Below are 15,549 nucleotides of genomic sequence, written 5' to 3' on the forward strand. Positions count from 1 at the left end.
TATTAGGATTTCAAACAGTTGGTATTTTTTATCATACTGTTTATATTAATCACCCAATGATTTATGTATTTATACATTAAAAACATGTATTTATTGTTACTAAGCTTTGTGTTACAAAATGAAGTGCGGAATGTGGGTTTTATAGAATAAACTTGTTAAGTTCCTGTACTAATAAATGCACCGTTGTTGATGGATTGTCTTTGGCTGGAATATGAGGATTATATTGTTTAAGAAGATTTCCAGCATTTTTAATAGCAATAGCTTGCTTCTCAAATAGCTCATCATAAATAGTTTCGCTATTCTTCTGATATGTTTTACCAAATAAAGAAGTTAACTTCCTCAGATAATCACTTCGAGGAATACCAGTATTGAGAAATTCAAAATGCAGAACATACCATAATTCAAATGCTTCATTAGAATAAGCCACTTTAAACCCTTGAGCTTCAGCATTTTTAATAGCATTGTTAAAATCCTCTATAGTCCAAGAATCACGATCAAAAACACACCAAACCTGATCGTACTCTCCTTGCTTATTCAGTTCCTTTGCGCTTTGCACTAGTTTGCTTGGATTCTCTCCTAAACCCTGCACGTCTATTTTAACGACATTCTTAGGAACACGAAAACTCATAAAATAGTTAGGTTCAGTTTTGGCTCCTTCACATACGATTAAGAATCTCTGCTTGATTTCTCTAGTATTAACTTTTCTCGGTGAATATCCACGAAAGTTTGCTTTTGTTCTAGGCATGAGAGTCGATTAGATGATTCAAATTCCCAATATATGGAATTGCGCCATATCTACCTTGAATATAATCACTCTCAAATGATGCATCGTTACTTACATTGTATTCTGCTAGAGAGTACAAATCTGTTGCACCATATCTATTCTTTTCAGTAAACCAAATTTGATCCCTACGAAAAAGCTGATTGTTAAGCAAATTGGTATCGTGAGTCATAAATATTAACTGAGCATTATTTGGATTTGTTTCAGTAGAATTAAATAATTCAACAATTGCACGGCTGATTAAAGCATGAATTCTAGCGTCGAATTCATCAATGATGAGAACTTTACCATTTTTCAGTGTGTCAACAAGAGGTCCTGCCAAGGCAAAAACTTTTTTAGTACCCTCCGACTCTTGCTCATCTAAATTAAAAATCTCTGTAGATACAGGATTTCCTTTGCCATCAAATTTTTGGTGTACGGTTTGAACTGAAGATAATTTTCCTTCCACATTTTTTAAAATTAAGTTCTTTAGTTCATCTGGTAATTCTTTAGGCAAAGAATCAGTAGTAATTTCACTTTCTTCTACCTTGACATCGCTAAATCCCAAATCTAATTTTTTGAGCAACTGAAAAATCTCATCTTTATTTTCGTTATCCATTAAACAACTAACTGTGTATCCCCGATACCCTCTATCATTTAAAGTAGAGATAAGTGCAACTCTGTTTGTTAGCCAATCCAAGATTTTCTGTGCAATCTGGACATTAAATTGAGCAGATACAGACAAGAAAAGAGCATTATGTCTTGTTTTTTGCTGAATACCATCAGCTTTATATGTTTTAGAAACACTAATTTTGTCAAGTGTGCGCTCAAAAAGTTTAGTTTCTTTTAATTTAGGAACATAAAATAACCATTCAGAGACAACCTTGTTAATAGTTGCCTCGAATCCATATCTATATCTCTTACCATTCATTAAAAATACTATTTCAAAAAAAGATGGTTTAGCTTCGGTTTCAGTGCTGAGTTTAAATCGCTCAACACCTATTTTTTCCGTGCTTTGAGTTTCTTTAGAAGAATTAATCATGAACCATCTCATGAAACCTAAAGCTATAGCCAGGTTACTTTTACCACTAGCATTTGCGCCATAGATTGCGGCGCTTTTAAGTAGTTTTAAATCACTATCTATTTCAAAAACGTTGTTTTTGTCGAGCTTTTTGTCTTCTGCGACAAGGTTGGCTGCCACCATACTAAAGGTGACTTGCTCTTTAAACGATCTGTAGTTACCGACACTAAATTCAACAAGCATAGCATGAAGTTTAGGCTTTAGACAGAAATCTGTGAATAAATCATAATTTACTGCTTTAAGAGTAGCAATAATTGGTTGAAAATGCTAAGTTATAAGATTGTTTTTACAGTGTACAGATGTACTGTTATTAAAGTATACGGCACAATAAACGCCTGCACCGGGCGATTGGCAGTTTTGTTGCAAAAGCTAACGCTAGACACCTAGAAGTGAAGCAAAGGTTTAGGTACAAGAAAATTACTTCAGAGTTCAGCAATTGCTAAAGCTTTTTGGTAGAGTATTCTAGAAAATCCATATCACGAGAATAGGCGAACGCTCATTGCAATTGCCAGTTTATTTTATTGCTCACAATCTAGAATGCAGTTGCTATGATCAAACGCCTGCTTGTGGTAGAGTCTCCCGGAAAAGTCAAAAAACTCAGTCAAATTCTGGGTGCAGATTGGAAAGTTCTCGCCAGTTGTGGCCACATCCGCGAACTCAGCAATGAAGGGGACGATTCCTTGGGCTTTGTCATGGATGGCAGTAATGTCCGCTGCAATTACGTTCCACGTGACCAACGAGCGAAAGAAACAATCCAGAAGCTTAAGTCTGCGGTGAAGCAGGTTGATGAAGTTGTCTTGGCAACTGACCCAGACCGAGAAGGCGAAACCATCGCTTGGCATCTTAAAGAAGCACTAGGTCTAAGGGAACCGAAACGAGTAATTTATACTGAAATTACAGCATCGGCGGTGCAAAGTGCGATCGCTAATCCCAGAAAGCTAGACCAAAACTTAATCGGTGCTGGATTATGCCGAGATTGCCTAGATAAGCTGGTAGGTTATAAGGGTAGCCCTTTAGTTTGGGCATTGAATAACGGTGCTAAGAGTGTTGGTAGAGTCCAAAGCGCCACCTTGCACCTGATTTGTCAACGAGAAAACGAAATTCTTACTTTTGTCCCCCAAGATTATTGGAGTGTCTGGGTAGATTATGCTGAAGGATTCCGGGCTTTTTACAAAGGGACAGTCAATTCTGCAACAGATGCAGCAGAGCAAGAAACTGAAACTCACGATGACGCGAAAGTAGGTAATAGCCCAGAAACACCGGAGTCTAAGCGCGTTCTTTCCGAAATAGAGGCTACACGTTTAGTTGAAGAAGCACTGCGACATTCTCATCAGGTGATTCATTTTGAAGGAAAAATCGTTAACCGCCAGCCACCTCCACCATTTACAACTTCCAGCCTTCAGCAAGCAGCTGGTTCAAAGCTGAGGTTTGCTCCTGATAAAACCATGATTGTGGCCCAAAAGCTCTATGAGGCAGGGCTGATAACATATATGCGAACAGACTCAGTGATGCTAAGTCCAGAATTTTGTGCCAGCGCCCGTCAATGGCTAGAGCAAAATGACCCGCAGAATGTACCGCAGCAAGTCGCCAAGCATCGCAGTAGCAAATCGGCTCAAGAAGCACATGAGGCAATTCGTCCAACGGATATATTTCGTCCCTCAGTTCAATTGCGTTTAGAACTTCCTGATGATGAGTTCAATCTGTATGTGATGATCTGGAAACGGTCAATTGCTTCTCAGTGTCGTGCTGCTCAATTGCGTAAAACTTTGGTGATTACTCAGTCTGGTTCTCTACTGTGGTCAGCGAGAGGGCAAGTAATTGAATTTTACGGTTATGCCCGATACTGGAACAATCTCAGTAAGGATAGTGTTTTACCTTCATTACAACAGGGACAAGCGCTGAAACTGGAGAATGCTGGACATGAGCAGAAGCAGACCCAGCCACCACCGCGTTATAGTGAACCAAAATTAGTGCAACTGATGGAACGTAAAGGAATTGGTCGTCCAAGTACTTATGCTCCTACTGTTGCTACCTTAAAAAAACGAAATTATGTCGAGTTGAAAAAAGACCATCTGCAACCGACAGCGTTAGGGTTAGAAGTTGATGCGTTTTTGCTCAAAGCACTACCTGATTTACTAGAGGCGGAATTCACAGCGAATATGGAAGATGCCCTTGATGCCATATCCGAAGGAAAAAACTCTTGGCAGCATTATTTAACTAGTTGGAATCAGAATTACTTTATACCAGCGCTCTCCAAAGCTAAAACTGTAGTTACAAGTTCCTCAACAGGTAAAGCTAATGTGATAAATGAGCGCAAATATGAAACTTCCAAGACTCGATGCCCTGAATGCAAAAATTTTCTCGCCAAAATTCCCAGCAGTAAAGTCAAAAAGAAATATTTCCTCAAATGCACAAAAGACTGTGAAAATGTCGTGCTATTTTGGAGCGACTTTAACAAAACTTGGGAGCTACCACGACCGAAAGTAGCCCAGGCTGAAAATCAGCAAAAGCCTGCTGTTAAGATTACGAAATATCTCTGCCCAGTATGCAAGAAACCTCTAGAGGAATACAGTTATATCAAAGAGGGACAGAGTAAGACAATGTTGCGATGTTGCGATCCACAATCCCGTAAAGATACCAAACATAAAGATGTGGCTTATTTCAGTACCCAAAAAGGGTGGTGGAGTCCTAAATTTGGGGAGTTAGGAGTTAGTAGGAAAGAAATTTAGAGAGGGGTTTTCCAGATACCACTATCGTGTCCTACTTAATACTTTCGCATAGCATCCCTTAGTGATAAGTGCGGCAATCCCAATTACATATTGCAATACCATTTCACGAAATTCTTGATACAAATAAATCACTATTCCTGCTCCCCCTGCCTCCCCTGCCTCTTCTGCTCCCTCTGCAAGAATCTGTATCAATCTTAAAGTGAAACGGTATAAGTGGTTTGCCGAACTTGATATGAAAATTTTTTGGGATTCCCTAAATATCTAACCCAACTACCATTAAATCAGGCGGATACTCAACATTAAACTGGTAATATATTTCTCGCCGCTCTTGGGTTGGAAGAATTAACAGCCATTCTAAAATTCCCATTTCACCAAGTTGAATTTGTGGGTTACTGCGACTGAGACGTACTTTAATTTGCTCGTTGCGGCTAACTGGCAATTGTTCAGTTAATTTCAGATTTACTTCTTTGTCGAGTAAGTTAGTAATTATCAACCGATAACTATAAGTAATGCGGCGCTGGTTGCTAATTAATCTTTTATCTACCAGACGCTCAACTAAGTCGCGCTCTATTTTTAAACCTTCGTCAATTCCTAAGTTCAGTTTGAATTCTTGTCCTGGTGCAATATTGTCTAACTGAGTTGTCCCAATAAAAACGTTGTCGCGGAAAATATTCGCTTTACCTGGTAGCAAAGTTGCACCATTGGGATTATTTTTCACGTTCGCTTGTAGATAAGCGAAGCTTACCAAGCGCGGCATTGCTACATAATCGAAGCTACAAGGATAATCATCGTTGAAAATCGTAGTTTTATGGGGTGCGCCATCACTGGGAATGTTACCACCACTATTCAATTTAAAGGTAACTACACCCCCTTTTTTGGATACTTCTGCTGTCACGGTTTCAGCTGGGATAAGACTATTCTCGGCAACTTCGTCTTGTTCTTGCCAATCTGCTCTGGCGGCAGCAGGCGGCTCTGCTATGCTAGGCAGTAGTGGTGGCTGGGCATCAAATTGTCGTCGGCGTAACATTTGGGGACGTGGCGCATCAATATACCAGGGTTCAAGTTTCGGTGGGAGTGTACCTAATCCTGGTTTAGCGGTAGAAAGGGTGAGATTTGCACCAATCCAATCTTCGCCAGTGCTTTGGGTGATTTCTGCAAGGTAGCTCAGATGCACAATATCCCTGGTTGTGCTAAAGCGCAAGTCATAAAGCGGATTCCAGCTAGCGCGATTTACTATATAGGATACTTCTAATTCAAATTCGCCTTCACCCGCAACTTCAACTGCGACAACTAAGCTCAAACTCTCTTTAGGATGGGGTGTTTGGATTTTTTGCAATGAGGTGTGGAGTGCTTGCAGTTGTTTGTCTAATTCCTGCTGTTGGGTTTTGCACTCTCCAGATGCGATCGCATATTCACTATACTGGCTTCCGAGAAAGTTCAGGAAATCCAAAGTTTCGCTGAGGCTGAGATTTTTCCGAGACAAACTCTGGGAAAAGGGTTCTTCTGTTTTTTCACGTAAGCCGGCGATAAAACTAGATTGCAATGCTAAAGCATCTACTTGAGCTTGCAGGTGGCGTTTTTCTGCTTCTAGTTGCTGAATTTGCCTTGTTAAATGTGCTACTCGCTCCGCTATTGGTTCAGTAGTGTAAATGCGATCGCTACTAACTCCCACCAAACGCACCCCTACTGTACCTGTACCGCTAACCCTGACAGACTCAGTTTCTAGAGTCATTGGCACTGGGGTAATTACTAATTCCTGTTCAATTCCTGTTAAATCAACTACACCCCGCCGTATAACCAATGCTCTATCAGCATATACGGTAACAGCTACAATCTCGCTTTGTACTGTTTTGCGCCAAGACGGTAGTTCCGGGTTAACCATTGCCAGTTTTCCCCCATTTTTAATGATTCTGCTGGTTAATTGTCAATGTTTCCCGGTCTAAGAGTCAACCCCCCTTTAGGTAATTCGTAATTCGTAATTACGAATTACGAATTATTTTACCCGTGAATTGGTTCGAGCGTACTAGAAGTAGTATCAGCATTTTGCTCAACAAAATTCTTTGCCGCAGCTAGTAGATACTCATAATAGGCACGAGCGACGATAGAGAGCTGCTTGCCAGATGGGTAAACCATGTACCAATGTCGCTGAATGGGGAAGTGTTGTACATCTAAAATGCTAAACTCTGAAGTGTCTGATAGTAAGGTATGACGAGATAAAACAGAAATACCTAAACCACCTGCGATCGCTTGTTTAATTGCTTCATTACTTCCCAATTCTAGCTTGACTTTTACCGTTACCCCTTGTTCTTCAAATAGCTTTTGGACGGCGCGACGTGTTCCTGAACCAGGTTCCCGCATAATAAAAGGTTCGTGAGACAGGCGTTGAATAGGAATATTTTTTTCTCTGGATAACGGATGATTAGTCGGTGCAAATACGATCAAAGGGTTTTCTAGAAATGGTTCACAAGTTACATCTATATTGTCTGGAATTTGACTCATAATGTATAAGTCATCCAAATTCTGACTCATCCGTTCTAAAATTTGTTCGTGATTTGTTACTTGTAGCGAGATATCAATCCCTGGATAAAGTTCGCAAAACGGCCCTAACAAACGTGGGATAAAATATTTTGCTGTTGTAATCACTGCCAAGCGTAATTGCCCTTGTTTTAGCCCTTTTAAATCTGCCACCTTCATTTCATACTGGGCTATATTGTGAAAAATCTGCCGACAAGTGGCAAATAACTCCCGTCCGGCTTCCGTCAGATACAATCGCTTCCCCACTTGCTCAAATAATGGCAGCCCTACCGTTTTTGTAAGTTGCTTGATCTGCATAGAAACCGTAGGTTGGGTGAGAAACAATTCCTCAGCAGCACGAGTAAAGCTACTGTGCCGTGCCGCCGCCTCGAACACCTTTAACTGGTGCAGCGTCGCTTGGTTCAAGGGTGATTCTCCTGTATATAGCGATTAATAGATATAAGACTAGTATTGCTGAACACTGGCAAATGATATAGTGATGCTCACAGAAAGTTACGAGTTCTATCATAGATAAAACTCTATTGTTATATTAAAATAAAGGTATTTTATTTATGGATTCAAGAAGCTATTATCAGAACAGCTAAAGCGTAAGATGCCTTCCATCTCCCGATGAATGATGAATAAGGATTTTCCAAAATTCATCTATCATCATTCATCATTCCATAATTCTTCTGTAACTTTTGTTGGTAGCTTGGTTAAGTTTGGTAATCTTAATACTTCGATTTCGGCAACTTGTTCTTTAATATTCACTGGCAAGTTTAACGGTTCCCGTTCTTCTATCCAGCATCTTGCTAAGGGCAAGGTTAGCTCCATTTCGTCCAGTGGCCGAGGAATTACCATCACTGCATTCAGTTCCCCAATGCGTTCTGCCTCAAACATTCCCGCTTCCACTGCTACCGCCACATTTGCTACGGAACCACGGATAATGGCTGTACACAAACCCGCACCAATTTTTTCATAAGCTGCCAAATGAACATCAGCAGCTTTGAGCATGGCATCACACGCTCCTACCATCGCGGGAAATCCTCGCGTTTCTACCAAACCAATTGCTTGATTACTCAGACGGCTGTAATTGCCCTCTTCCATCAATTTCGTAAAACGGGTTGTGATGGGAAGCACTATATCTAGGTTGGGATAAGGTCTGGGAATCACTAAACTAGAAACCAATTGACCAAACTGTTCAGCCGTTTGCACACCCGATTCTACCGCCAGACGCACGTCAGCAATTCCACCCCGGACGATCGCAGTACAATGACCACTACCAGTTTTTTCATACCCAATAAGGTGAACTCCCGCCGATTTCAGCATCATATCTGCTGTCCCCACGATCGCGGGAAAGCTGCGGGTAGAAACTAAACCCAAGGCGGTATCCTGAAAGGTTTCTTGACTACTCGCCCCTTGGGTGGTGCGAATAGACCGTTGATTATATGTTTCCATGATGAATTCTCCAAAATACGGAAAAAGCCGACACCTTACAATTAACACTTACTCGAACTAATCGTCAGAGTTTGGGTCGTTCAAGGATTGTCTATGAGGAAACAATGTAGTCAACAGTCTGCTGATGCTCCCTTGTCCATAAATTTGAGTCCCGAAACCATTAGGGGATTCTGTAGTTGGCTGATTGGGGTCTGAATGATATTCTGTAGACTCTTGGGCGGCTGACTCCAAGATGGAGTTAGCATCATTGGCTGGTTCCTCCACGGGAGGAGACTGACTTTCGGGAGTAGCGGGAGATTTAAAATAAGAAATCGACTTGTTTTGTTTGAAATCTACAAAAGCCGCAGCTGAGAAGTTAGTTGAGGAAATTACCTTTTCCTTAACTTCACCTGAGCCATTTTCCTCTTCCTTTGGCGGTACTGCATTTGTAGAAGTAGGGTTATTTGTAGATGGTTCTGGTTCCTTGATTTGGCTAATCTGCCGACTGGTGTCTCCTAAAATTGAACCAGGTGGTACTACTTGTCCAGGTTCAACCGAATAGTTAAAAACTGTTGTTGCTGAACCAATACAAGCATTTGCTCCAATTTTGCCCTTGCCAACCATCAAAAAACCGGCTCCCAGGTTTGCACCTGCTTCTACCTCTAGGGTGCCTTCATGGACTTGGAGAATTGCTCCCATACCAATGCAGACCCCTGGCCCAATGATGATCTTGCTATTTACAGCCGCTTGGAGAATCACCCCAGGTGCAAGTACCGCGCTTGGATGAATAGTCACCTCACCACTAATGTAAGAATCAAAGTTATTGCTGAGGCGCAGTGGCGGCACAGACATGGAAATTTTAACCTCGGAAGGCGGAAAGTAAAGAGTTAGGAGTTAGAAGTGAGGAGTTAGGAGTTAGAAGTGAGGAGTTAGGAGTTGTAAGTCAAGAGTTAGTTAAAAGTGAGGAGTGATAAATTTTAAGTTTAGAGTTATGAATTAACAATCTTTTTCAACTATTAACTCCTAACTCCTAACTCCTAACTCCTAACTCCTAACTCCTAACTCCTAACTCCTAACTCCTAACTCCTAACTCCTTAAGGTCTTTGAATAATCGTTTCTAATACTCGACGCTTAGCTTTGGGATCAACACCAATTAAGCGTACATATTCTCCTGGATATTCGCCGAGTTGTTTTTCTACGGCTGCGATCGCTTCTCTTTCTGAGGAGGCTTGAATTTGACCGGTACTAGTCCAGGAACCTGTACGGAATCGCCGTTGATCTACATGCTCAACGCTAATTTTATACCCACCAGCTAATAGTTGCCGGAGTTGTTCTACTACTTCAGTACTCAAGCGGGTAGCGGTAGCGGTAGCTGTTGCTTTTGCAGAGGATGCTGCACTAGTAGTAAATGATTTCTGACTGCCAGAGGAGGCTACTTGACCATTTGGACGTTGGATAATAGTCTCTAATACCCGGCGTTTGGCTTTCGGGTCAATACCAATTAAGCGCACATATTCCCCTGGATATTCGCCGAGTTGTCTTTCTACAGCTGCGATCGCTTCTCTTTCTGAGGAGGCTTGAATTTGACCAGTACTAGTCCAGGAGCCTGTACGGAAGCGGCGCTCATCTACGTGTTCTATGCTAATTTTAGAGCCACCAGCCAATAATTGCCGGAGTTGGTCTACTACTTCCGTACTCAAGTGGGTACTGGTAGCTGTTGCTGTAGCAGAGCTAGCACTGGTAGTAAATGATTTCTGACTACCAGAGGATACCACTTGACCATTTGGACGTTGGATAATGCTTTCTAATACCCGCCGTTTGGCTTTGGTATCAATGCCGATTAAACGCACATATTCGCCTGGATGGCTTTCTATACATTCTTCTAAGGCGGAGATGACTTGATTTGTGGAAGTTGCTTCTATTGGCTTGCAACTCGTCCAGGAACCAGTGCGGAAGCGCCGCTCATCTACGTGTTCTACGCCAATTTTATAACCACTCGCCAAAAGTTGACGGATTTGATCTAGAGTTTCGCCATTAACTTTGGCACTGCTAGAGCCATTACCGTTACCATTACTGCTGCTGTAGCTACCATTGCTATGGCTACTAGTCGGAGGCTTAAAACTGGTAGCTGGTTTCGCATCACCATCTGGGCGTTGGATGATGCTCTCTAGCACACGCCGTCTACCTTTGTCAATCCCAAACAGTCGGACATACTCGCCGCTATGGTCATTTAGACAGCTTTCTAAGGCTGCGATCGCTTCACCGATTGATCTCGGTTCAATTGGTTGACAACTAGTCCAAGAACCCGTGCGGAACCGTCTTTGGTCTACGTGTTCCGTACCAATTTTATACCCTTGCTGTAATAGATACCGCAACTGATCTATTGTTTCTGCACCCAAGCTATTGCTCGCCACTTCACTACTCCTTTCCAACTCTAAAACAGTAATACCATTACCTGTATAAGATTTAGCGTTCTCATCCCGAATGGGTGCGATACATTTGCTATCCGCAGCACAGAGATAACCCGCTCGTAATGCCTGATTAATCCCAACCACATGATGAGCAAATTCCTTATCTTGATCTTGCACATCTGGCAAGCGGTCAGCTTGCTGCTGGCTGGTAATTATCGCTCCCGAAGGTATATACTTACCAGGGGGAATCTCTACGTCTTGAATCAAAGCGTGCATCATCACGATGCAACCTGCACCCACTCTGGCATTAAACACCGTCGAACGAAAGCCAATGAAGGAATTATCCCCTACATAAGCTGGCCCGTGAATTAGAGCCATGTGGGTAATGCAAGTGTTTTTACCAATCCATACCGAGTATTTATTTTGGTCATCACCAATTACTCGTCCTTGCTCCAACCCATGAATGACAACACCATCTTGAATATTGGTATTTTCACCAAGATAAAAGGGTGTACCTTCATCCGCTCTAATCGTAGTCCCCGGAGCAACGATTACATTTGCACCTATTCGTACATCCCCAATTAGATTGGAGAACGAATGTACAAAGGAAGTTTCATGGATTTGGGGTTCAGCTAAATTCCTTGACCACGGGGTTGGGGGTGCCGCCGTGCTGCGGACTGCCATCGCGAGATTCCTCCTGTATTAAGTTAGGAGTTAGGAGTTATGAGTTAGGAGTTATGAGTTAGGAGTTAGGAGTTAGGAGTTAGGAGTTATGAGTTAGGAGTTATGAGTTAGAAATTATGAGTTAGGAGTTTTAACTCCTCACTTCTCTAACTGTTGACTATCAATTTAAGTTATGAATCATGAGTTATGAATTTTAACTCTTAACTCTTAACTCCTCACTCCTGACTCCTCACTCCTGACTCCTCACTCCTGACTCCTCACTCCTGACTCCTCACTCCTGACTCCTCACTCCTGACTCCTCTAACTACTGACTATCGATATTGATCTTTTTTGCTGTAAATTAGGCGATCTTCAACGTAAATAGTATCTATGATCGCCACCACTGCTGCATCCAATGGACGCTGTTCATTGCCAACAACTTGACGAGCGGCACTACCACGAGTGATGAGTACCCACTCATCTACTCCTGCTCCCACAATATCTGCTGCTACTTCATACTCTGGTAGGATATTGCCGTTTTCATCTACTAATTGTAACAACAGTAGTTTCACACCTCTAAGACTTGGATCTTTTTGGGTGCTAACTACTGTGCCGCGAACTTTGGCAATTTGCATTACAAATTACGGTCTTCTACCAAAAGGACGAATTGCATTCACATTTTCCCGGAACTGCTCTACATCTTCGGTATAACGAATTGGTAGGACGTATTCTAAGTTTTCGTGAGGACGAGCAATGATGTGAGTAGACAGTACTTGTCCGCCATTGACTCGCTTTACAGATTCAACTCCTGCGGCCACAGAAGCTTGAACTTCGGAAACGTCACCTCGAACAATTACCGTTACCCGACCACTACCAATTTTTTCATAACCTACTAAAGTAACGCGAGCCGCTTTTACCATTGCGTCAGCAGCTTCCACCACTGCTGGAAAGCCTAGCGTTTCAACCATTCCCACTGCAATTGACATTAGTTTTAATCCCTTTTTTATTGTTTTTAGCCTTGGACAACAAAAGTGATGCTCAATCAGGTAAAGAGCGTTAATTACTTTGTTTAAACAGCTTTTAAGTACGGAATTGTTCTACCGCTTCTGTGTAACGTATGGGCAAGACGTATTCCAGGTTTTCGTGAGGACGAGCAATGATGTGAGTGGATAACACTTCACCACCAAATACTCTTTTCGCCGCTTCAACCCCAGCTGCTACAGAAGCTTGAACTTCCGATACATCTCCCCTAACTATGACGGTGACACGAGCGCTACCAATTTTTTCATAGCCCACTAAAGTAACACGGGCGGCTTTCACCATCGCGTCAGCAGCTTCTACAACCGCTGGAAAGCCCTTCGTTTCAATCATCCCAACTGCAATTGGCATCGCAGAACTCCTACAAAATGAATCAGATCAGTACTGTTGTTTGAAATTTTTGACGGGGAGAGGTTTATCTTATAGCTAAGAAAACACTTCCAAATTAAGCATAGGAAAGCTTGGCGTCCCTGGCAATATAAATTACTATAATAGTTTATGATAAGAAAGTTTTAAAAAACTTAACAAAAAGTTATCTGTCCTTCTGGGCGATTAAAGTTCACTGATTCCTAGAGAGGCCACTTATGCTTTATAATTTCTTTATTACATTTACAAAACGACATTCATAACCAAGGCTAATCCGATCTGTCGAGGGACAAACATCGGCTGTAACTTTTGCTGTATCTATCTTTTGTTAAAGATTGCTACATCTACAATGACTAGGTGAAAAATATATAACTTTTTCAAATATATTGTATAAAGTACTTTGCTTAAAGTAGAAATACAAATGTAAAAAGGTCGGTGATGTGAAGGCAAGTAAATGCTTTTGCTTATGTAAAGTTATATTTTACTTATGTTAAATAGGGTAAAGCTAGGTAAAAGTACTCGCTGGAATGTAGCTGAAACAATATTAAAAAAAACATCGGTATTTTGGTAAATTAATTTTATTAAATAAATAATTGTTTTAGAGCTTTTTTTTAATCAAGGCTGATTCGTCAAGGAAAATTTAAATGGATCAATTTCTATTTTCAACAAGTTGGTTTGTGCCTTTTTATAGCTTATTGGGCGCAATTTTGACCTTGCCGTGGGGAATAGGAATAATTCAGCGAACAGGGCCAAGACCTGCGGCATATATCAATTTGTTGACGACCGTTTTAGCTTTTATCCATAGCCTGTTTGTATTTAAAAGTATCTGGTATAGAGAACCAGAAACTTTACTGGTGAATTGGTTCAAAGCTGCGGATTTAGACTTATCTTTTGCCTTGGAACTGTCACCAGTTAGTATTGGGGCAACAGTTTTAATTACAGGGTTAAGCTTACTGGCACAAGTTTATGCTCTGGGTTATATGGAAAAAGACTGGTCGTTGGCGCGTTTTTTTGCGCTGCTGGGATTTTTTGAAGCAGCGTTGACTAGCCTAGCAATCAGTGATTCTTTGTTTCTCAGCTATGCCCTTTTGGAAGTGTTGACCCTTTCGACTTACTTGCTGGTGGGGTTCTGGTATGCTCAACCACTAGTAGTGACGGCGGCGCGAGATGCGTTTTGGACTAAACGGGTGGGAGATTTGTTACTGCTAATGGCTGTAGTGACACTTTCCACCTTAGCCGGGAGTTTGAACTTTTCGGATTTATATGAATGGGCGCAAACAGCTAATTTAAGCCCAATGACATCGACGTTGTTGGGGTTGGCGTTAATTGCTGGGCCTGCTGGTAAATGTGCCCAATTTCCCCTGCACCTGTGGTTAGATGAGGCAATGGAAGGGCCAAACCCCGCCTCGGTAATGCGGAACTCGCTGGTAGTAGCTGGTGGTGCTTATTTACTGTATAAATTTCAACCATTGTTAGCCCTATCGCCAGTTGCCTTAAATGCCTTGGTAGTCATGGGTACGGTGACGGCGATTGGGGCGACATTAGTATCTATAGCTCAAATTGATATTAAGCGATCGCTATCTCATTCCACCAGTGCATACATGGGCTTAGTATTTTTGGCGGTAGGGTTGCAGCAAGGGGGTGTAGCCTTGATGTTGCTGTTAACTCATGCGATCGCCAAAGCATTATTATTTATGAGTTCCGGTTCAGTCATCTTGACTACCCAAAGCCAAGACTTGACAGAAATGGGCGGTTTGTGGTCACGAATGCCAGCCACTACCACTGCCTTTGTGGTTGGTTCAGCTGGGATGGTAACACTACTACCACTAGGAAGCTTCTGGGCAATGTTAGCATGGGCTGACGGTTTCGTGAGTATTAGCCCTTGGGTAATTGGGGTTTTAATATTAGTTAATGGTTTGACAGCATTAAACCTAACCAGAGTATTTAGATTAGTATTTTGGGGTAAACCGCAACAAAAGACCCGTCGCACCCCAGAAGTTGGTTGGCAAATGGCGCTACCAATGGTGATTCTGACAGTGCTGACTCTGCTTTTACCTCTAATGTTACAGCAATGGTACTTGCTACCCGATTGGGAAAGTATTAATTGGTATGTGGCGTTAGCGTTATTTGGTTCTACCGTGGTGGGAGTAGGTGTAGGGTGTACAGTTCATCTGCACAAAGCTTGGTCACGATCCAGAATCTTGGCGTGGAGATTTGTGCAAGACTTGTTAGGTTATGATTTTTATATTGACCGAGTTTATCTTGTAACGGTGGTAAGCGCAGTCGCACTACTATCTAAAATTTCTGCTTGGAGCGATCGCTATTTGGTTGATGGTTTTGTAAACTTGGTTGGGTTTGCAACAATTCTCGGCGGACAAACTTTAAAGTACAGCATTTCTGGGCAATCTCAGGGCTATATGTTGACCATCCTAGCAGTTGTCAGCGTCCTGGGTTTTTTCATCAGCTGGTCCTTGGGTTTACTAGATAAATTGCCTTTTTAAGAGTGCTGAGTTAGGAGTTAGGAGTTAGGAGTTAGGAGTTAGGAGTTAG

At 41.9% G+C, this 15,549-nt stretch carries 12 protein-coding genes and 1 pseudogene; 2 read left to right on the forward strand and 11 right to left on the reverse strand.

Annotation, left to right across the window (positions count from 1 at the left end):
- Positions 1–139: 139 nt before the first annotated feature.
- Both V7K67_RS22595 and V7K67_RS22600 read right to left on the reverse strand, forming a co-directional pair.
- Positions 140–745, reverse strand: coding sequence for an RloB family protein (locus V7K67_RS22595; RefSeq protein ID WP_335168506.1), 606 nt, complete (start codon positions 743–745; stop codon positions 140–142).
- Entirely contained in the window at positions 738–2,024 is a 1,287-nt protein-coding gene (locus V7K67_RS22600; protein ID WP_335168508.1) for an AAA family ATPase, read from the reverse strand. The genes V7K67_RS22595 and V7K67_RS22600 overlap by 8 nt, the downstream gene beginning before the upstream one ends.
- 365 nt (positions 2,025–2,389) lie before the next feature.
- Here V7K67_RS22600 and topA point away from each other — a divergent pair, with 365 nt between their 5' ends.
- On the forward strand, positions 2,390–4,570 hold the full coding sequence (gene topA, locus V7K67_RS22605; RefSeq protein WP_334729007.1) for a type I DNA topoisomerase: 2,181 nt from the start codon (positions 2,390–2,392) through the stop codon (positions 4,568–4,570).
- 253 nt (positions 4,571–4,823) lie between these two features.
- On the opposite strand, the gene V7K67_RS22610 is transcribed toward topA, so the two are convergent.
- The 9 genes and pseudogenes from V7K67_RS22610 to V7K67_RS22645 form a co-directional block, all read right to left on the reverse strand.
- A complete protein-coding gene (locus V7K67_RS22610; RefSeq protein ID WP_335168510.1) occupies positions 4,824–6,452 on the reverse strand; it encodes a mucoidy inhibitor MuiA family protein in 1,629 nt (542 codons plus the stop codon).
- A gap of 116 nt (positions 6,453–6,568) precedes the next feature.
- Positions 6,569–7,510: a LysR family transcriptional regulator gene (locus V7K67_RS22615; RefSeq protein WP_334709019.1), complete on the reverse strand. Its 942-nt coding sequence runs from the start codon at positions 7,508–7,510 to the stop codon at positions 6,569–6,571.
- 243 nt (positions 7,511–7,753) lie between these two features.
- Positions 7,754–8,542, reverse strand: a complete 789-nt coding sequence (locus V7K67_RS22620) for a BMC domain-containing protein (RefSeq protein ID WP_335168512.1) — start codon at positions 8,540–8,542, stop codon at positions 7,754–7,756.
- A 57-nt stretch (positions 8,543–8,599) separates the two neighbouring features.
- Positions 8,600–9,373, reverse strand: a complete 774-nt coding sequence (locus V7K67_RS22625; RefSeq protein ID WP_334729009.1) for a transferase — start codon at positions 9,371–9,373, stop codon at positions 8,600–8,602.
- A 242-nt stretch (positions 9,374–9,615) separates the two neighbouring features.
- Positions 9,616–9,873, reverse strand: coding sequence for a ribulose bisphosphate carboxylase small subunit (locus V7K67_RS34525; protein ID WP_442943902.1), 258 nt, complete (start codon positions 9,871–9,873; stop codon positions 9,616–9,618).
- Between the two features lie 93 nt (positions 9,874–9,966).
- A pseudogene (locus tag V7K67_RS22630) lies at positions 9,967–11,616 on the reverse strand (ribulose bisphosphate carboxylase small subunit); the annotation flags it as partial.
- A 311-nt stretch (positions 11,617–11,927) separates the two neighbouring features.
- Positions 11,928–12,230 carry a EutN/CcmL family microcompartment protein gene (locus tag V7K67_RS22635; protein WP_179068922.1) on the reverse strand — a complete coding sequence of 101 codons (303 nt, stop codon included), beginning with the start codon at positions 12,228–12,230 and terminating at the stop codon, positions 11,928–11,930.
- 6 nt (positions 12,231–12,236) lie between these two features.
- Positions 12,237–12,581 carry a carbon dioxide-concentrating mechanism protein CcmK gene (locus V7K67_RS22640; RefSeq protein ID WP_010995041.1) on the reverse strand — a complete coding sequence of 115 codons (345 nt, stop codon included), beginning with the start codon at positions 12,579–12,581 and terminating at the stop codon, positions 12,237–12,239.
- Between the two features lie 94 nt (positions 12,582–12,675).
- Entirely contained in the window at positions 12,676–12,984 is a 309-nt protein-coding gene (locus V7K67_RS22645) for a carbon dioxide-concentrating mechanism protein CcmK (protein WP_012410633.1), read from the reverse strand.
- A 659-nt stretch (positions 12,985–13,643) separates the two neighbouring features.
- Between V7K67_RS22645 and V7K67_RS22650 the strand changes: the two genes are divergently transcribed.
- Entirely contained in the window at positions 13,644–15,500 is a 1,857-nt protein-coding gene (locus V7K67_RS22650; protein ID WP_334729011.1) for an NAD(P)H-quinone oxidoreductase subunit F, read from the forward strand.
- The last annotated feature ends 49 nt before the right edge of the window (positions 15,501–15,549 follow it).

This window comes from Nostoc sp., from assembly GCF_036917155.1.
In the GTDB taxonomy this organism is placed as follows: Bacteria; Cyanobacteriota; Cyanobacteriia; order Cyanobacteriales; family Nostocaceae; genus Nostoc.